General features: G+C 51.2%; 10 protein-coding genes. 3 read left to right on the top strand and 7 right to left on the bottom strand.

Features of this window, described 5'->3' with window-relative positions:
• Positions 1 to 228: 228 nt before the first annotated feature.
• Genes mads8 through mads1 form a run of 7 tightly spaced genes read right to left on the bottom strand, consistent with a single transcriptional unit; the run spans position 229 to position 17170 of the window.
• Positions 229 to 5682 (bottom strand): methylation-associated defense system ATP-binding protein MAD8, encoded by a 5454-nt coding sequence (gene mads8, locus AC07UY_RS14265; protein ID WP_494701403.1) that lies wholly within the window; start codon positions 5680 to 5682, stop codon positions 229 to 231.
• Positions 5679 to 7361 (bottom strand): methylation-associated defense system protein MAD7, encoded by a 1683-nt coding sequence (mads7, locus tag AC07UY_RS14260; protein WP_110820343.1) that lies wholly within the window; start codon positions 7359 to 7361, stop codon positions 5679 to 5681. The genes mads8 and mads7 overlap by 4 nt, the downstream gene beginning before the upstream one ends.
• Positions 7351 to 11508 (bottom strand): methylation-associated defense system protein kinase MAD6, encoded by a 4158-nt coding sequence (gene mads6 / locus AC07UY_RS14255; RefSeq protein ID WP_494701404.1) that lies wholly within the window; start codon positions 11506 to 11508, stop codon positions 7351 to 7353. Before mads6 ends, mads7 begins: the two co-directional genes overlap by 11 nt.
• Complete coding sequence (gene mads5 / locus AC07UY_RS14250; protein ID WP_000087446.1) at positions 11508 to 12920, bottom strand: methylation-associated defense system restriction endonuclease subunit S MAD5; 1413 nt, start codon at positions 12918 to 12920, stop codon at positions 11508 to 11510. Before mads5 ends, mads6 begins: the two co-directional genes overlap by 1 nt.
• Positions 12917 to 14935: a methylation-associated defense system DNA methyltransferase MAD2 gene (gene mads2, locus AC07UY_RS14245; RefSeq protein ID WP_494701405.1), complete on the bottom strand. Its 2019-nt coding sequence runs from the start codon at positions 14933 to 14935 to the stop codon at positions 12917 to 12919. The genes mads5 and mads2 (AC07UY_RS14245) overlap by 4 nt, the downstream gene beginning before the upstream one ends.
• Positions 14935 to 16935: a methylation-associated defense system DNA methyltransferase MAD2 gene (gene mads2, locus AC07UY_RS14240; RefSeq protein ID WP_494701406.1), complete on the bottom strand. Its 2001-nt coding sequence runs from the start codon at positions 16933 to 16935 to the stop codon at positions 14935 to 14937. The genes mads2 (AC07UY_RS14245) and mads2 (AC07UY_RS14240) overlap by 1 nt, the downstream gene beginning before the upstream one ends.
• Positions 16936 to 16957: 22 nt before the next feature.
• Positions 16958 to 17170 (bottom strand): methylation-associated defense system helix-turn-helix domain-containing protein MAD1, encoded by a 213-nt coding sequence (gene mads1 / locus AC07UY_RS14235; RefSeq protein WP_000063804.1) that lies wholly within the window; start codon positions 17168 to 17170, stop codon positions 16958 to 16960.
• 164 nt (positions 17171 to 17334) lie between these two features.
• On the opposite strand from mads1, the gene AC07UY_RS14230 reads away from it, so the two are divergent.
• From AC07UY_RS14230 to AC07UY_RS14220, 3 genes are all read left to right on the top strand, one after another.
• Entirely contained in the window at positions 17335 to 17685 is a 351-nt protein-coding gene (locus tag AC07UY_RS14230; RefSeq protein ID WP_045631092.1) for a helix-turn-helix domain-containing protein, read from the top strand.
• Positions 17686 to 18151: 466 nt separating this feature from the next.
• Positions 18152 to 18445 (top strand): hypothetical protein, encoded by a 294-nt coding sequence (locus tag AC07UY_RS14225; protein WP_024273650.1) that lies wholly within the window; start codon positions 18152 to 18154, stop codon positions 18443 to 18445.
• A gap of 85 nt (positions 18446 to 18530) precedes the next feature.
• Positions 18531 to 19442, top strand: a complete 912-nt coding sequence (locus AC07UY_RS14220) for an ArdC family protein (protein WP_494701407.1) — start codon at positions 18531 to 18533, stop codon at positions 19440 to 19442.
• Positions 19443 to 19562: the final 120 nt, after the last annotated feature.

The following is a 19562-nucleotide window of genomic DNA, read 5'->3' as shown; positions in this document are numbered from 1 at the left end:
CCGAGGCAGTATTTAGCATGGACATGCTATAGGTAAAACCCACATGAACAATCACCACCTCCATCGGAGGTGGGACTGATAATTAAAAAAGCCACTGATGTTTTTTTTTGAGAGCGTTCAGCTTGGCTATAATGTCCGCTTCACTCAAAGCAGCCTATCATATCTGCTTAAAAAACAGGCTTAGTGTAGGATATTCTCCGTTTTCCAAGCAGTCCCTTTAAAGATCTCCTACCGACCCACGGCCGTTTTGGTACTGCCACCATGCTGGGTAATGCGAGGACGGCACTTGATCTTCACCGCTCCCCGGGTGAATGAGTCGTCCGAGGCCTTGCTCGACCATACATAGGCTTCGCCGGTACCGAGACGGCTCATCTTATCGGAGGTCAACTCACCAAGAGCGGCATTCGCCTTCTGGATGTGTTTCAACCATGCGGGCGAGTTGAACTTGTGCATAATGATCTGTGAAGACAACTCGATAAGAGAGATCGGGACTGATGGCGGGTCCTGAGAGGCGACCATAATGCTGGTTCCCTTGTGGCGCATCTCACGGACAACCTCGACCAAGCCGGAAACCAGATCATCGTTCTCGATATATTTGTGAGCTTCATCGAAAACCACCAGCTTATTGAAGGCGCTTCCCTGGTAGGTTGCTTCTGAGAAAACCTGTAGCATCACCACGAACAAACCGAGAGCTTCGTCCTTCTCGATGTATTCATCTCGCAGATCCACGATAATCAACCGGCCGGGACGAATCAGATCCTGGAGACGCTGGTTATCATCGATATATTCGCTTGCAAACAGTAAGCGCGTCTGGGCCAGCTCCTTTAGATGATCGGACAAACCAGAGTTATCGATGCCTGCTCGCAGAGAATCCAAGGTCAAGTTATCCCGCAGTCCCCTCATGATGAGATTGATTTGGCGCATATACATGCTCTGGCTACCAATCGCTCCCATTAGGAATTTCCAGTGTGCTGCCTTAAGTTCAGCGGCAGAAAAAGCAATCGGCTTAACCTCAATATCCGGGTACTCGGCCCTACGATCATCTACCTTGTTGGCAGGGGTAAGAATCAAGACATCCTTCAATGCTTCCGGGTTGGCCTTGTAACGCTCACGAAGGATACGGATCTCATCCTCTACCGAGTTGGCATTAATCATCGAGGTAAACTCCGGCGCATAATCCTGCGTCGGGCTATAATGGAAAATAACTGTGGCGAGCGGGCTTGGCAGCACATTGATGTGCTGAATCGGCATTGAGGCCATCTCAATTGCTGTTCCAAGGGTGTAGCTCTTTCCACCGCCTTGAACCCCGAAGAGACTGATCGTGTGGGTATGATTGAGGTCCAGCGCGATTTTCCGTCCGGAAACCTCTCCGAGCAATCCGTACTGCGGTGAACTACCATTAACGCCCAGCATGATGTCGTAGCTGATTTCGGCTTGAGGCTCGGATGTCAGATGCTCCTGCACTTCAAGCTCTGGTTGAACAGCTTCTTCCGGTTCCACATCAACGGTGGCGGGTTGTTCGTCATCTTTTTCTTGTTTGGGCACAATGGTGGTAGGTTCAGGTGCTTGCTCGACGGGTTTCGCCTGTGCTTCCTTTTGAACAGGTGCGATGGTTTCCTCTGAGACAGAAGATGTTGGCAGGGTGACTGGTGTCTCCAGCTCATCGTCCCAGAGCTCGTCCACCGTCCAGGATGTCGAGCGGACCCTATTAGGGGCAATGAAAGCGGCAGTCTCGAGCTTCGGTACGTTCGAAATGAACTGTTCGCTCAGAGTAGGAGCGGTCGGTACTTCCTCACTCTCGACAGACACAGGCTTGCGGCAGTTCTCCAGCAAGGCCTGAATGAGATCCTTGCCGATACGATGGAATTCGATGCCAACCTCGTTGTCTGGAGATTCTGTTCCAGACTTGTCAAAGTCGAAAACCAAAGCGCACCGCCTGAATTGAAGCGAGTAGCCCTGCTCAATGGATTCAAGTAGTCCTCTCGCTTCGTGCGCGGCAGTCTCTTCAAAGATCCCATAACGCAGTGAGCGTTCCAGATAGAACCTAAGAATCTGAGCCAACTCCCGGCTCTTGAGCAACCTATCCGGCCGATCCGGTTTTTTCAGGGCCGGATCAAAGTGACGCTGGAGGATGCGCTCACTCTGATTTATCTGGGCGGAGATCCGTTCCTTCAGTTGGTTGAAAGCCGCAAAGGCACCAACCTGCGAATAACACTTCACCTCAACCAGATTACAGGTGATCGTCCTAGTGTTTAAATCTAAATCAAACAAACCCAAGTCGGTACGTTGTAGACTGATAGCATCGTTAACATCGTCTGACTCACCGCTTGAGCGGTAGAGGTCCGTGTGTGCGTCTAATGGCACAATGATCTGATTGCTTAACGCGCCTTGATATTCGAGATAGAGCCTCGCCAGAGCCAGGCCAAGAGCCTCCGCCTGTTGCGTACGTGCGGAAATCAGTTTCAGGGCAAGCTGACCAGAAAGCGAGCGTAGGTTCGCGAGTATCTGAACCGACTGCTCTCCGTCGGCGGACAAACCGTGCTCAAGCAGCACCGGCTTCAGCATGGCCTCCAACTCATCGTTCGAGCGCGAGGAGATTATCAGATTATGGGTCGCCTGGGAGCTGGCTCCTGGCACATAGTCAATCAGATAATCCGGTCTGTTCTTCCGACCGCCATGGTCGAAAAATTCAATCCCCATATTTCGATCGATAGTGAACACCCAATCGCTGATCTGGTGAACCTCGTAAATCAGTTCTCGTTGGGCCACATCGAGGCCAAGGGTTACAACGGGTACGGCCTTGAAACTAGCACCAGAAGTAGCAACCGCTGAGGTTGCAAAACAGAGGTGACGGCTCAGCGATGACAGCAAATCGAAACACGCAGCGTGGTTATTCGCACCGAAGGAGCGCCCAATAATAGGTCGCTTATTCCAGAAGGTACCCGAATCGTCGTCAACGAATTCGGTGTCAAAACCCTGTATCAACCCATACAACGGAGTCACTCCCATCGGCCTATCGGAAATGGAAAGCTCCTCGGCGGGGAACACATCCAAAAGAACGCTGATGTGCGCTGGAAAATCCCTGGGATTTGCATGGAATTCATTCAGCGCGTGCTTGGCCAAGTTCAGCTTGGAAAACAGATGACTGCCAGTTGATGCCGCAAACGCGTCTGCAGCCTCATTCACCGTCGCTCCGGGACGGACTATGGATTCAAGCGCCTCACCCAAAACTGGCGAGTCAGGCTCGGAGGTAAAGAGCCGTATATCATAGCGTAAATTGGCATACTCACCTTTCTGCTGAAGCGTTATCAGAGCATCTGCTATTAACGAACCAGCTCCGGGGTTAAAGATATTCAGCGATAGCTCTCTCACATAAGGATGCTGGGAGAGATAGCGCTCAATCTTATCCGCAATGACCTTTCCGGAAATATCAGTTCCCGCTGCAGAGGGCTCGGCCAAGCCAAGTGCCGAACAGATCTCCGCCATCAGACCACGAGAATTATCCTCGGTTGTTGGAGCGTATAGAGCCCAAAATGTATTTAGATTGTCCACCGGCGTGAAGATACGACCATCCTCTACGGGAATGCCGACGGGATAGGCTGAGGGCACAAGGCTATCCAATAGGGCGGAACGGACGTGAGGAATGTATTCTTTCCCACCTGACTTGATCTTCCCGATCCAATCCTTGCCCAGAGTAACCCAACTGTTCAGCCACAAGGCTCGGAGCGGATGGGTTGGGGAGACCAAAACAGCCTCGCGATGCCTTCCACGGAAGTCGGTCAGGATGACATGGATTGAATCAACGGCCAGTATGTTTCTTAGCGATTGCAGGTGTTGCTGGCGCTCGACACCAGAAGTCATCTCGGCCTGGCGGATGAGATTCTTGACCAAGTCAAGATAGCTTTCAGCATACGTGAGGCATTCCTTTTCAGAGTCCTGGAACAACAGCCCCTGCATGATCAGTTCGGCAGTGTCTTTGCGCACCGCTGCAAAAAACTCTTCACGGGCAGCCAGGAAAGATGCCATCGCAGCAGAAGAGGGCAGCATGAGTCCGACCTCGGAGGGCGGCTCAGCGGTATCCAGGTTGATCTGCATTCGCCAGCCTGACGGGTGTTTAGGCTTTGCTAAGATGCGTTGCTCGATAATTTTGAGCGTACGTGGTAGCGGAATCTGAACAGCCCCCTCACGACCGAATTTTGCGTGCAAGGTTTCAAGGCGGGAGGTCTTTTTGGTACGACCGCCCTCGGACCAGGAGACACCACTGATGGCGATATCATCGGGATCACGTTCATCACCAAGTGCTGTCAATTGCAGTCGGAAACGTGCATGCTCCAGGCTCTGCTCAATAGGAACGGCACGTTGAGGGGGCTCTTCTTCAATGTTGCCACCGGGCAGGACGTAGAAAGGCTCGCTCTCGTAAGAGCGCTTAGCGCCCTCGGAGGTGGAATCCGCTTCCAGCGGAATCGGGTCGCCATCGGCAGTCCAGGGCATTACACGGATGAAATGCCATCCTTCATCGAATTCGATTTTATTGAGTTTAGCAAGGCTGGCAGTACATTGCAGGCGGTTCGGGGTCCAGGCCTTTACCTTTTTAGATTTCCCTACCGGGCCGTCATTCTGCGAAATGATTTGCACCATAAAATGGTCAAGCCCACTGACCTTGCCGGGGTGAGGATTAACCTCAAACACCACGTTCATTTTACGACGGTCGTTCGGTACCAGAACCTGTTGCCCGATGAGGCCAGTGAGTTGATCGTCGGTTTCATCGTCCGCAACGACCGGCAAGTCGGTTTCCAACACAGTCAGAAGAACCTTGTCCAGTGATAGCTCTTCTTTGAACGTCCATTTATCGAAAGAAATGCTCCACCAACTCTTGTCTGTCGCAATGGGTGGCGTCCAGGATTCTGACTCATGGACATCGTGTTTTTCAAAGTAAGTGAATAGACGCGACTCCAATGCCTTATCACTGAGCCCAAGATCAGCAATACGACCACGAACCGACTTGTGCGAGGTTATCAAACTGCGGACGCTGACAAGATTACGGCGAATTTTTCCAATGACCATGCCCGGCTCGGCAAAGAGCTTGAAGTCCGGTATCAACGCCAATTCATACAGACTGGCCCCAAGCGTTTCGCCATCAATCCCGTTTTCGAGCGCGGTAAGTAGATACCGCACGCGAGAAACATCGTCGGCAAACAGCCATTCCTCCTCGGTGAGAATACCCAAAAGATCGCGAACATAGCTAGCCAGCGTTGCCGGGAGCCGGTCAAACAGCGATTCGATCAGATCCTCGTAGATATCGGTGAAGGTAAGTTCCTCGAAGGTCGCCACGCCAAAAGAATCCTCGGCGCTAGTACGGAGCGAGGTCGGTATGAACACTAGCAAAGGCTGGCGCAGCTCGCCGTTCGCGTCAGGATTACGCAGTTCCACCAACTTGGTGGAAGTTACTCGGAAAGGCATGCCTTCTTGGTCATGACTGCCGAGTATAAATATGTTCCCGTCAGGCCAGATTTGCCTAAGTTCCCGGCATGCTGACTCCATAACTTCGTCATCAAGGTCAGTGACCCGCACACAGTGGCCTGGGCCACGATCACTCAGGATCGCTTCGATACGAGGACACAGCACTCCAGCCAACGCCGCATTCAATTTATCCTGTGGAAGCTTTATGAACGCGCTACTCATGTGTGTCTCCCATTCTTATCAGTTCTATCAAATCTTTCAATTGCATATCGGGGCGATACTTTTTGGGTTACATAAGCATCCGACAAGTCCTGGTAGAACCCAATTTCACGAAGACGGCGCTTGAAGGCTTCGAGATTAAGACGCAGGGCGCGTTTGTCTAGGATGCTGCTGTTAGCTATGGTTCCTTCTGGTAACTGGTCGATGTAAAGACCGTAGCGGTTCCTTAAAAAGGCTAACAATTCTTCGATGCGAACCTCGTGGGTCACGAAACGCCCGCCGTCTTGGGTGAGTACAGCTACCTGGAGGAGCACTTCGAGCAGCTTGCTTCCTAACACAAATCGACGTGGGCTTCCCTTAGTCCGGGCTTGAGCCAAAAGCCCGCTTTCTTTATTCTTCAGCAGAAGAGAATCCAAGCACTCAGTGATGTATTGGCGGTGATATTTACCTCGATAGGCCATCAGTATTTCAATGAAGGAATCGAATTCACCCAAGCCCATGGCGGTGACGTCCCTGATCTCTGGGTCTAAATCCTCATTCCTGGAGGCCGATTCTTCAATTAGGCTCGCCAAGCGGAATTTGAAGTAGGCTTGACGCTCGGTGTCGTGTTCGGGCTTCAGCAGGGATATCAGATCACTAACAGTGAACACACCGCCTCCGGGAGGAGCCAATTTACCAGTTTTTTTGCTCAGGTATTCCGCCATTTCATCGAGTTTCTTGACGACAAAATTGGCCTGCACAAAAGCAGGTATCTGACGATAGAGCCGGTCAGTGGATTTTCGAGCTAACTCGACCATGTGCGGATTGTTGACGTCCCCCATATCTACTATCAACGCCAAGCGGTAAGGGCAACCTTCCAGAGCATTGTCGAGACCCGGGTTGATCGGGCATTCCCTGGCGGTGCAGAGATCGTTACCTGAGCGCTGTTTCACCAGCTTGGGCAGCATTTGCAGTAGTTTGAGGTGATATAGTGCCAGATGGAAAGCCATCAGAGTTTTGAGATAGTCAACCAACACCGAGCGCGGGATATAAGGCTCATAGGCGAGTAAACGCAGAATATCGTCTGCCAAAATATCGGCCTGCCCGATACACAGAGGTTGGAAACGTGCGGGCTCTTTGGAATCCTTCATATCCTGCGTAACCTGTTGGTCTAAGCGCAAGATGGCCTGCGTTTCCACATCCACGGAAGCGTTGGGATCGTAACGGTCCGTCACCAGGTCGATCCCCGGGAAGAAGAAACGCTTCAAGGCATCTCGCGCCGCTTGGCCCTTACCTTTGCGCGCATAGAAAAGCATCCAGTAGATTTGCTCTGCAGCGCCGTAATCTCGGGTATGCTTCGCGTTACGAAACTTATAGGTATTGCCATGCAAAGGACGTGGTGCAGCTAGAGCTTGGTTGCTTTTACCTCTATTCACTAGATCCATAAGATCTGTTTCAATCCAGGCTCGAACAATTTCAGGGTTTTGATCGAAACCAGCAAACCACTCGGGATGTTCAAGGAAATCTTCGAGAAACTCCTCAACTGAAAGATCACCACCGCGAGGAGGTCTGCGACTACCATAACCATCGTATTTCAATCGTGGAAACAACATGGTGAGTACGCGATCCATCTCAATATGTTTAAAATCGAGATAAGAAACTTTCGGGATTCGAAACTCTTTGTCACGGCCTTTAATTGACATTGTATTCGGCCCCCTTTTCAGATGCTTCCATTACTAGCCGTCCATCTTGTTCTCGACGGATTTCGTAAAATTTGTGGCCAGCCTTGGTTAACAATACTTCGTTGTAAGGTACAGAGGCCAACAAGTTCTTAAAGACGGACAAGCTCAACAAAAAGCCTTCTTGCTCTTCTACGCTTGGTCGGTAGCCGTCGTTAAGGTGCATCAGCATTTCATATATATCGAGATTGATTCGTAGGCTGGCCTTGTGCCCTTCGCCGGAGTCATAAAGCAGGACCAACGCCTGAGACAGGCACTCGAGGAAAGGATGAGACGCGGTCTCCTGTTCGGTACGAAGCGAAAAATAGTCACCGTCGAAAAGCCGGTAACTGCGAATGGTACCTTTATCCACTTGGCGAACACGCAGTGCCAACTGGTTACCTAACCTCGCAGGGTCGCTTAAACCTTCGCCTCGGTTGATGGCGCGGAGAATTGCGGTCACCTCATCGTTGCTTTTTGTACCTGTCCGCTGCGTGGAGACCAAGAAGGGATCGATGCTTTCATATGGCAGCATCTCCTTCCACCCCATGTCCCTTCGTTCGAAGAAATGGCGACGTCGCATATGTGAAATGTAATTCCGATGTCTGGAAATCAATCGGGCACGATTTTTCGATGAGTAATCGCGAGGCAGACTGTCAAACAGCGCTTCAACCAATTCATTGTCATATCCGGCTCGTTCTGCAAACGAGAAACGACTCATAGCCTTAGCCCTGGGATGGATAAAGCCTAACTCGCGGTCCAGATCAGGGTTGCTGACTTCAGCAATGTCGATCTCGCGCAGCAAAGCAATAAGTCGGTCATTGGAGCCTTTTTCCCCACCAAGCCACGAGTTGAAATAGAATCCGTCCAAGATGCGGTTTTGGACCTCTTCACCACCGGTCTGATAAAGCTGGTGAATACCGTCACAATCTTGGGTGCCCACTAACATGAAGGCCAACGCCGACCGTAGGTCGCGCATAGTGATATGCAATTTCCCGCGAAGGTGGGTAATGGTGTAGAGCATCTTCAGACGCTCGATCACCTTGGGACCGGCAACCGGATCCTGGAAAGTCCGGGCATTATGGTAGGCGAAACACTTGCCCTTGATGTCACACTTCTCGCAGGCTTGCCAGTATTCCTGTTGTGTCATGCGGGCAATCAGCCTCTCAAAAATCGAAGGCTGACTTTCTTCGGGGTCAGCAACTACCGAGCGCAAATTGAGATTGATGATCGCTATACCGCCTTCCGGAACGGCCCCGGCCAAACCCTGTTGGATCTGCCTGGCGAGCAGCGGGTACTCCTCTTCATGCTCCAGGAAAAAATCGACTAGCCGTCCCTCGTTAATGGCTATTAGGTGAGTCTGATTTTCGGGCCAGCTAGAGGCATCCTTACCCGCGAAAGGAGCAAAGAATTTCCGCAACACCGCATCGTTTCGCTCATCGCCTTCATCCTGGCTGCCGTCATAGTTACTCAGGTAGGTATGCCCCTTGATCTGGAACACTGCTCCATTCGCGCCACGTTGCATCTGCGCGCCCTTGCTCTCGGCAAAGGACTCAACCTGCTGAATAAAGGCGGTCTTGCCATCACCTGCGTTACCGCTAATGATCACGAGCTTAAACTCGCCTTTGAGCAAGGCGGGCTTAAGCTTTTCGTCCAGATATGTCGGCACATAGGTGGCCTTACCAACTTCGTCGAGGCCACGGGTTCCCGCGTTGGATACTTGGCTCTGGCTGTAGAGGGTCAGCAGATGGGTGACAAAGGGGTTGCTATTGGGCTTGGTCGGTTCGAAGCCCAGCCTGGATACCACCTTGGGGCCGGCTCCAATCTCGCCGGTGGTCAGCACCGAGCGCAGACGCTTGACCTCAGCCATGGCAGTCAAGAACTCATCGACTGACGTGAAGCGCTCCTTACGCTCCGGCGCGATCATCTTCACCAGAATGTTGACCAGTGACGAGCTGAGGTCGGCACAGCCTTTGAACTGCTTGGGGTCCTTGGGTTGAGTCTTGATCGGCGGCGTGGGATCGTCGAACGGATACTTGCTGGTCAGACACTCGTAGAAGGTGATACCCAAAGCATAGATGTCGCGGTCTACCCGATCAGAAGCATCCGGCTCGAAATTGTAATCGTAATCCGGCGGCAGGTAGCGACGAGTGCCACCACTTCCCTGAGCCTCGTCACTTTCAGATACCGCGACATTGAAATCAATGATACGAACACCTTTATCAGTCCATAGCAAATTAGAGGGTTTAACGTCCTGATGATAAATACCATGTTTATGGAGATGCGCTAAGCCCTCGGCTGCTTCGCGAACAATGCGAACAGCATCATCCAACGCCAAGGCTTCAGTATCGATCAGATCGGACACGTCCAGGCCTTCCACATACTCAAAGACGATATAAGGAGTTTGATTTGCATCAGCCATTCGATCGGCCCAGATAACCTTAACGACATGTGGATGATCTGGCAGGCTGGTGAGTGTCTTATATTCGCGGCGCAGACGCTCATAAACGCTACGCCGGTCTTTGGTCACAAGTTTGATAACGCGAACTACATCGCCTAAAGCATCAAATACTTTATAGACCACCCCAAAGCCACCGCTGCCGAGTTTCTTTTGCACACTGAAACGCTCAGCTAATACAAAATCGGCAGGCAGGTTGGTTAGGTCATCAGGAATGTTAAAAGCTGGTGCAGAAGGTTTTTTTTCACTTTTGCCTTCGGGTAATATCAGATCTTCAAATTGCTTTTTAGCTATAGCAGCACTGGCAAAACGATCTTCAGGATCGAACTCACAAAAGGTTTGCAACCACACGTCAATGCCTTTGGGGAAATCAGGTTTGTGCTCCGAGGGTTTGATAGGGAATTTACCATCGGCTTCGATCATTTGATCAATATTTTCGTAGGGCAACTCACCAGTTAGCAACTCGTAAAATACTAAGCCTGCAGAGAATAAATCAGAAGCAATGGAGGCCTCTTTCGGCTCAGACTTTTGCTCGGATATCACTAATTCGGGAGCGCGATAAGCCGAATCGAGATCTTCGGTAATTTGATTAGCAATAGTTTCTGAAATCGATCGGTTTTTACCTACTCGAGCAAAGTCGAAATCGGTGATGCGAGCTATACCCCCTTTAGTGATGAGAATCGCATCTGGTGTGAGGTTTCGATGAATGACCTGATGTTGATGTGCGTGATCCAATGCAGAAAGTACACCTTTGATCACCTGGTATTTTTGATCTGTTGTGAGCGCAAAAGTAGGCTTTTTTAAATGCTGACGCAGTGCTTGACCTGAAATATCATCGGCCACCAAAGTAATTTCATTACCATCGTCAGATTGAATCAGGTCACGCACAGCCAATACATTCGAATGAGCACTCATGTGCTGAACAGCCACAAAAGCGTTACTGATTTTTTTTAGTTCGTCTTTGCGGGCGGCTTCCTCTAAATAGGGGTCTGCGCGATAAACTCTTAGGCGAACCTGACCCGCCTTCGCACCCAATAAATTGTGCTTTGCCCGGTACTCGGTGTAACGGTCTGTGCCACCAAGTTTTTCTATAACCTGCCAACTTCCAAACACAGGTGGGGCTGATTTTGGCTTGGCTCTACCTTGAATGGCTTTGTCAATATGTGAGTGATAAGAACGAATATCAGAAAGACGGTGGCTTGGGATTTTCCCCTTATCAGTAAAGAGTTTTAAGCAGCGCTTGTAGTCAGTCACATCCGGGCTATCGATGCCAACAGGATCATATAGCTGGGCATCATCTGCTGTAAGCAATACAACCGCATGTACATGCACTTTACGTAACTCGATTATTCCTTTATTGCTGTCAGCCAATAAGGTGCTCATCACCTTGGCGTGGTTGCGCAGCTTTGCCAGAGGGGAGTGAAATTTTTGCCTCCCCTCGGGATACCACTTTGAGCCATACACATCGATGTTGCCACGCGTTCCTTTGACATCCACCAAATAAATCGCATGAGGCGCGAGGATGGCGATATCGATTTCGAACACCTCCTCCCCTTGACGCATCTCGAAGTTGTGGAAGATCAACCAGCCATCGGGAAGATGATCCCGAAGGAAACCGATGGCCTGGCGTTCAGATTCGTTTGCAGGTTGCCCGATGGGTATGACCTTCGCCATTAGCGACCGCCCTCCTCAATTGTGCGCTCGACCAGGGCAACTGCTTCGTCCTCTGCATCTATAGCATCATCAAATTTTTTGTAGGCAGACCGGACCGCTGCATCAATTTTTTCTGCCTCTGCTCGTTCAATAATTGGCACAGGCATTTGCTTAATCATGTCAGGGTGGAAGTCCTGCTGCATGCTTCCTATCTGATATCCCTTTCTGATGCGATATGCTATTTGAGAGTTAAGATACGCAAATAGTGCTCCTCTGGGTATTTCATTCTCATCTGCAATCACTCTCAAAAAATGCTGAGAATAGGCATAGTTCAATCTTTTCCCAGTTATGAATTGGGCGCGACCAAATAAATCATGCTCACCGGCACACCCCTGTGCAGCGATCATAACTGCCCCGTCAGGGGGGAAAAGCAGTCGATCATTTGGAAGATACTTTTTCGCGATCCAACGCCCAGATGGGCGTAGATTAAAGCACTCCCCTTGGCCAATAAGTTCAACGCCAAACTCTGGATCTGAATCTATACGTTTAAACCGGGGGCCACTTCTTAAGGTTCCTGTTTCGACCAAATCGATTAGAGGTTTCCAACTGACACATTTTTCTCTTACGAAAGACTCTATTTGTTGGTTTATTGGAAGGTAATTTATTGCGCGCAGTGAGGTCATATTAACTGATGAAGTGAACCCAATCTGGCGCGCATTTGATCGCCAATATTCTGCTGTGATGTCGCTTATGCCTGCGTACGACAGATAATTCAAAGAAGCATTCTTCAGTTGAGCTCTCGCCTCAACACGCAAGTTTGCTGAAAGCTGAATTAAATCATGTGCTACTTTCTCAACATCTCCCAGACGAGGAACTGGGAGCTCAGCTATGTGATTGGGCTCAATGCTCTGGATTATCGAACCGTATGTTCCTGACACAATCAAAGGCACCCCGAATTTGCTTGAAAGATAGGCAAAAATATATCCGGGTAAAACTTTTTCTTGGTCTGGTGCAACTCTCATGACATGCTCAGAACAAGCTAAGCCGTCAAGATTTGGTCCAGCATACGCCATCCTTCCGATGGTTCCTGATCGTGTAATAAGAGTCCAGTTCTGTCGAATTGTAAAATTTGGGTTTGCAGCTACTTGTTTCTTGGAAATTAAAGGTAAAAAAGAAAGATCAGCCAGCTGAATCTCAGAACTAGATAAAAATTCTACTCCATATTCTTTAGTATCAACCCAAAGTCTACTTTCCCTACCGGCATGAAAAATACCTTGCATCAAACTTTCGAGAGGCTCTTTTTTCACTTTTAACGCGCGGAGTTTTTCCTTTGCTTCCATAGCACCAGAGAGATACGGCCCACAATCTAGTCTCCGACCATTATTTTCCAACCAAGAGCTTGGAACCGCCTTTACCTGAAATTTTCTGCTCATAATGTCACCTCACCGGTTGCGCGTAATTCCTTGTATTTCTCTGCCACCAGCGGCAGCTCGTCATGAATGCGGCGGTTGTGACGCATGACCCTGCGGATCTCCACTTCATCGCCTTTGCGAACCCGCTCGATCATTTCTTCATCGAATACCAGCTCTTCACCATTGGGGGCACGCTGGAATAGGAGATTGCCCCGGGCATCAACTCCGGCTCTATCCACTACAGCCATGAAAACTTTGTACTCGGGATGCTCAGTATTGATTAGTTCCTCCTGAGAGCGGCGGCAGAGGATTAATAAACTCGGTAGTGCAGGTGATAGACCATACTCCTTCACCGTGACCTTGAAAGGCTCCACCGGCAGATCAACCGAGGCCAACACCTCGCAGTGGTGTAGAATCCACCAGCGCACATATTCATCGCCAGGATTGCCCAACAAGCCATCAGGCAACAGGATGCCCACACGGCCAGTTCCGGGTTTTACCCACTGTAGGGCGCGTTCGATAAATAGCACTTCGGGAGGGACGCCACCGGCGCGCAGATTGCCGGTGTTGCGGAATCCCCCTTCTTCGTCTCGTTCCCAGTTGTTGCCCAAGTCATAGCGCTCCAATATGGAGGGATCGTGCACCACGTCTTGGGTTGAGAACCAAGGGTTGAGCAGAACCATATCCATACTGCCTAGCTGCATAGCCGGGCGGGCGGTTTCAATGCCATCCAGATCGCCGTCCGGGAACGTACGGGCATCGATGCGGAACACGCGGCCAGGATTACCGGTTGTGAACAGCAGATTCATGCGACTTGCTACGGCCAGAAAGGGATCGATGTCGCAGCCTAGGGCATTGCTGGCCGCCCAAGCGGCGGTTTCGTTTTGAGCCTGACGGTTCTGTTCGTTTGTGGCCTCTTCAGGCGTAGTGCTCATGGCAGCCAGTTTCTTCTTGAAGATGTGCGCCGCGGTCATGGCCAGGAAAGTGCCGGTACCACTGGAACAGTCCATGACTCTTTCGCCGGGTTTCGGATCGAGCATCTCCACCATCATTTCGGCCACGTTTAGGGGGGTGGGATAGCGGCCCTCGCGACCGTCCATCACGTTGCGGGCGACCGCTCGAAAGGCTCCAGTGCGGTAACGGGGCTGGGTTTCGCTTAAGTTATAGCGAGCTAACTCCATCACCACGCGAGCAGTTTCGTGAGGGGCCAGGGTCAGATCCCAGCCACGGGTCAGCAGATTCGGCTGCCAAGCCCTGGCGGCTGCAATGGATTCATTGATACGCAGGGTAATAGCCTGTTGACCCACCTCCGTGAAAGGCTCGTCACCTCTGATCCAGAATTTGCGTTCGCTGGCGGGCAGGGTCTCATCAAAGATCTTGGCCAGCATCAGTACGGCCAACTGCTTAAAGGCATCTTTGTGATCGAGCCCCAGGTTACGGTTCAGATACTGGCGGCAACGCAGCAGAGCATCTTCCAGGTCTTCCGCTTCGGCACTGACCTGAATGACACCTCCGGTACGGTCAAGATCGGCAGTGCGTTCTCCCGGCACCGGCCAGACACCTAGCGGCTTGGAGCGGACCTCGAATCGGGTGCGTTCGACTTGGAAAAAGAACTCCTCCTGACCGTTGGTCCACATACCTAGCGTCGCGCTAGGGAGCAGTTCTAGCAGCTCCTTGAGATCGCGAAGGTCTGCCTCGGCCTCGGTAATGGAACGGAGCCTGTCACGTTTCTTCTGATTTTTGCAGACGATAATCCGTTGCAAATTATCGTTGTTGTGCTCAGCATCGGGACGGAAAACAGCGATGTCGATACGCTTGCGCCCTTGGCCGGGGATCTGGGGGTTATAGTTCACCTCCAGATCATCCCGGTCGAATCCGTAGCTTTCAATAAACTGGCGTAAAACTTTCTGTACCAATAGCTTCTTGACGGAGGCACTCTCTTTGTTGCCGGTCAGGATATCGATGAAAAAGTTATTCGAGCCAATATCTTCGGCAGCATCCTGCGCGGTTTCAAGAATGTCATCTTGATCGTTCATCAATCATGCTCCATGAGAAATGCGCGGTACTTCTCAGCAATGACCGGCAGATCGTTGTCTTCGATCTTTTCATTGCGGGTCAAGGTCCGTTCCACGAAACGCCCGCCGATGCGGATACGCTCGATATGCTGCTTGGGCTCGACGATTTCTTCTCCATCCGGGGAACGCTTGTAAAGCTTGTTGCCACGGCGGTCGAAGCCAACCTTGTCAGCCACAGCCATGAACACAGGATACTCATCGATGCCGCCCAAAGCCTCGGCGCGCTTTTCTTCGTCGCTCTTGCGACGCAGGAATAGCAGGCTGGTAAGGATGTTAACGTTGGCCTCGGCGATGAAAGCTTCCACCGGCAGGTCTACGGAGGCGAGCACTTGGGTTTCGCGCATGATCCACCAACGGATGTATTCTGCAGCTGGGTTACCGAGAACACCATCGGGCAGAACGATACCCATACGACCTGTACCTGGCTTGAGCCATTTGATGCATCGCTCAATAAAGAGAATCTCCGGTGCCACACTGCCTTTCAATGACCCCGTATTGCGGAAACCACCTTCGCCATCTGATTCCCAGCTATGTGCTAACTCGTATTGTTCCAGAATATGCTTGTCGGTGATCGGGATGTCGGAGCCGAATGGAGGATTGGTGGCGATGATATCCACTGACCCCAATGGAATCTCCCTTTTAGCGGAGGACAGATCGGTCAAATGTCCCAGCGGGAACTCCAGAGAGTTGATGTTGTAAATGTGACCCCGACCGTCACCCGCCAGCACCATGTTCATCTGAGCAGCGCGAATCAGGAACGGGTCAAAGTCGGCTCCGAACACATTGGCTGCAGCATACTCTTTCAGCCGATCGTGGACGTTCAGAAATTCGCTGGTGTCCTCATTTCCGCTCTGGGTGTTCTGCTCCTCACGGAATTTCTTCAGCATGTGTCCCAAAGTGGCGACCAAGAAGCCGCCAGTCCCGCAAGCAGGGTCTAGCACCATCTCACTTTCCTTGGGATCGAGCATTTCCACGACTAGCTTGACTACGCCCCGGGGAGTGAAATACTGACCACGGTCGCCGCGCAGATTGACGCCCACTAACTCTTGGTAGGCCACGCCCTTGGCATCAACGTCCGTGCGGGTAAAATCGTATTTGGCTAACTCAGAAACAATAAAGGCTAACGCCCGGTTGGAGAGGGTGATTTCCTCATTGCCCCGGAAGATGTTCTTATACTGCTTTTTAACCTCGGTAAAGAGCGTCTCAATACGAGCACGAATGGCCTTTCGGCCCTCAACTTCAAACTGCTCTTTAGGGCCAGCCCAGAACTGCCGCTTCCATGACTGACGTTGGATCCCCCGAAGGTTTTCGTCATGCATTTTGCAAAAAATCAGATAGAGGAACTGCCAGAAGGCGGCGTCCTTTGGCATGCCTTCGTTGCCATGGATGAAGTTATGGCAACGACGGAATGTGATTTTAAGCATCTCATTGTCAGCGACGCGCGTGTGAGCATCAGAGATAATCTCTTTGGTGCCAACAGACTCTTCCGCCATAGGCCAGTCGCCAATTGGGTTGCACTTTGTTTCGAATCGCTGTTGCTCTTTTTCAACAAAGAAGAACTCCAAGCCATTAGTCCACAAACCATACTTAACGGCTTCAACTTCGCGCATAATAGCTTCAATTTCATCAAGATCTTGAGCGGCCTGTTCAAAATCGCGGATGCGTACGGCATTTTTGCCGACGTTCGGTTCCTGACGGCAGAGCACAGCGCGCCCCAGATTCTCGATGATGTGTTCCTTGCCATGATGGAAGATGGCTACGTCCACCTTCTTGCGGCCGCCAATGGAAAAATCTAGCTCCATATCTTCCGGCGAGAATCCGTATTCGTGGATTAGGGCGCGAACGATCCGCTGCCGTACTAGCTCTTTCTTCGTTTCCTTGATCTGTTTGCCGGAAACGTAGTCGAGCGTATACCCAGCCGGTATCGTGTTTTCGGCTTGTGTGCTGTTCTTTTTGCTCATTTAAAAACTCCGCGCTCCGAGGTCAGGGGCATTTTGTATTACCCTCACCGAAATCTTTTGTTGTATGTTTCTGTTGTTCTATCCATGCGTCGATATCCTTTCGGGAAAATCGCCACTGGCCTCGGACCTTAAAAGCAGGTAGTTCCCCGGTCTGGGCCATGGAATAGACTGTCTTCTCACCGACCTTAAGTAGGGTGGCGACATCCTTTAGTTTCAGAACCTCGTCATTGCTCATGCCGCCTCTCCTGAAGGGCTGTTGGCCGTCAAAGCACAGTACCAGAACAGAGGTGGCTTTCCTGCCTCTGAGTGAAAATAAACCAGAATATACCGAATTATGCCAAAGATTGCCAGAGAGGTTTCGTGTTGCAAAACACTAAACACCGAAGTATATTAAACGCTATGAAAAACTTTGGTGAAACCATCCGCGACCTTCGAGTCGCCCAAGACCTTGGGTTGCGCGAGACTGCGATCAAGGTAGGCATTTCCCCCGCCTATCTAAGCCGCATTGAGCGTGGCAAGGAGCGTCCGCCAAGACCAGAGGTAATTAAGGAGCTGGCCAAGATACTAGCGGCCGACCCTGACGTGCTGTTCCGCTTGTCTTCCTCCACAGACCCGGAAGTTGTCGACTACCTTCATGACCAACCCGAGGTCATGACTTTACTCCGCTATGTCAAGGAGGCCTGCTTTACCGAGGATGAGCTCAAGAGCCTCGTTCAAGCAGCCGAAAGCATCAAGGCCAACTCTCATTAGCCCTACTACTCCCGGTTGATCCCGATTCAAAATCTGCTTAGGCGCCAACACTAAAACACGATCATTGCGTAATTGGTGATATTTAATATAAACGTCCTGATGTGCTTCGCAGGTACTATCGATTGGATTGCTCAATATGCTTTATCCCCCTTAGAGGATAAATTGCCTTTAACCCCTATAGCGGATAAATCCAGCACACCAGTTTGGACTTCAGAATAACGAGTCCAAACTCTCGCCCTGAGAAACCAGCCGCTTGATTATTATTGATACCGTATTAATCTGTAAGAAGTTTGATCTGTAACCAGAGCCTTCAGGTTGCCACCTTCCCGGTGAGGCTCGCCTTTTAGTCCGCTCCGTATCACCCTCGCGGACAGCGCTTAGCGCCTGATACATCCTCTACCCCACCATGCAGGGAATCCCTCCCTGTCGGGCGGTGTTTCTCTGCTTTCATCACTGGAGAAACACGATGCCAACTTCATCTTGCCCTGAAGCAAAATCCTTATCGTTGTCTGTCTCAACTGAGGCCTGGGAAAAGGTAGTTAGTTTTCCACCCGATCCCTCTCAGGAAGACGACCGTCTCGAAAACCTGATTGTCGCCACCATGCTGACATTCAAAAGCGCTGGCCCGGACCGTAAGAGTATTAATTTCGGTCTGTACTGTTTGCCTTCTGACGGCAGCAGCAATGTACCGCTGATGACACCGCTGCGCTTAACCCTTGAAGATAACCACCTGCTGGTTACTGCCCTTCACACCAGCTGATTACCTCAGCATCCTTCACTCCCCGTGCCGGGCGACTCCCGACCGGGAGCGCTGTACCCGGCTTCTTTATCATGAGGTTAAGCTTATGAACAGAAGCAACGATCTTTACCAGAAAGTCACCGATGAAATTATCGCCGCGCTGGAGAAAGGCGTGATCCCCTGGGTTCGCCCATGGCGGGAAGGGGAACCAGTGGTGCCGATGAATGCCTTATCCGGGCGGTTCTATCACGGCATCAATATTCCTCTGCTCTGGAACAGCGCAGAACGACAGGGATACGAAAGCGATCGCTGGCTGACCTTCACTCAAATTCGTAATGCGGGCGGTAATATCAGCAAAGGCGAAAAATCTACACTGGCCGTGTTTTATCTGCCCCATCAGCGCGAGGTAGTGGACAGCAACGGGAACTCGGTTCTTGATGCTGACGGCAACCCTAAAGTGACGTCTTATGCCGTAGTGCGTGAGTTCCGGCTGTTCAACACGCAGCAATGTGAAGGACTGCCGGAGGCATTTTCACAGCCTGTCGTGATGGTCGATGACCCTATCGCCGCCGCTGAGCAGGTTGCCCGGCAAAGCGCGGTGGTGATCACTCATCGACGCCAGAACCGGGCGTATTACTCGCCGGGGCGCGACTGCATCATCATGCCGCATCCTGAGCAGTTCGCTTCGCGTGAGGATTATTACGCCACGCTGCTGCATGAACTGACCCACGCTACCGGACACGCTTCACGATTGAACCGGGACGGCATCACTGCCGGAAAGCATACCTTTGGCGATCCGACGTACAGTTTTGAAGAGCTGGTCGCCGAAATGGGAGCGGCTTTCCTGTGTGCTCACGTTGGCATCCAGTCGAAGCTACAGCATGACAGTTACATCGCATCGTGGCTGAAGGTGTTGCAGCAGGACAAAAAAGCAATTTTCCGCGCCAGCGGTTTAGCGCGTAATGCCTGTGAATACCTGCTTGAACGGGCGCAGCAACCGTTAGCGCTGAGCGCATGACCTTCATATCAACGGCGGAGCATCCTGCTCTGCCGTTTTTCTCCACTCCAATAAATTTGCGCAACCCAATAAACAATTTCGCCCCAAATCTGACGGCACCAAAAGGCAAAATCCAAAGGG

It is taken from the genome of Citrobacter sp. GW821-FHT02E08 (genome assembly GCF_059421685.1).
This window is presented reverse-complemented; position numbering and strand designations above follow the sequence as displayed.

Bases quoted from the DNA above. Each gene is read 5' to 3' on its own strand.
- mads8 (WP_494701403.1), bottom strand. From the start codon at position 5,682: ATGAGTAGCGCGTTCATAAAGCTTCCACAGGATAAATTGAATGCGGCG.
- mads7 (WP_110820343.1), bottom strand. From the start codon at position 7,361: ATGTCAATTAAAGGCCGTGACAAAGAGTTTCGAATCCCGAAAGTTTCT.
- mads6 (WP_494701404.1), bottom strand. From the start codon at position 11,508: ATGGCGAAGGTCATACCCATCGGGCAACCTGCAAACGAATCTGAACGC.
- mads5 (WP_000087446.1), bottom strand. From the start codon at position 12,920: ATGAGCAGAAAATTTCAGGTAAAGGCGGTTCCAAGCTCTTGGTTGGAA.
- mads2 (WP_494701405.1), bottom strand. From the start codon at position 14,935: ATGAACGATCAAGATGACATTCTTGAAACCGCGCAGGATGCTGCCGAA.
- mads2 (WP_494701406.1), bottom strand. From the start codon at position 16,935: ATGAGCAAAAAGAACAGCACACAAGCCGAAAACACGATACCGGCTGGG.
- mads1 (WP_000063804.1), bottom strand. From the start codon at position 17,170: ATGAGCAATGACGAGGTTCTGAAACTAAAGGATGTCGCCACCCTACTT.
- AC07UY_RS14230 (WP_045631092.1), top strand. From the start codon at position 17,335: ATGAAAAACTTTGGTGAAACCATCCGCGACCTTCGAGTCGCCCAAGAC.
- AC07UY_RS14225 (WP_024273650.1), top strand. From the start codon at position 18,152: ATGCCAACTTCATCTTGCCCTGAAGCAAAATCCTTATCGTTGTCTGTC.
- AC07UY_RS14220 (WP_494701407.1), top strand. From the start codon at position 18,531: ATGAACAGAAGCAACGATCTTTACCAGAAAGTCACCGATGAAATTATC.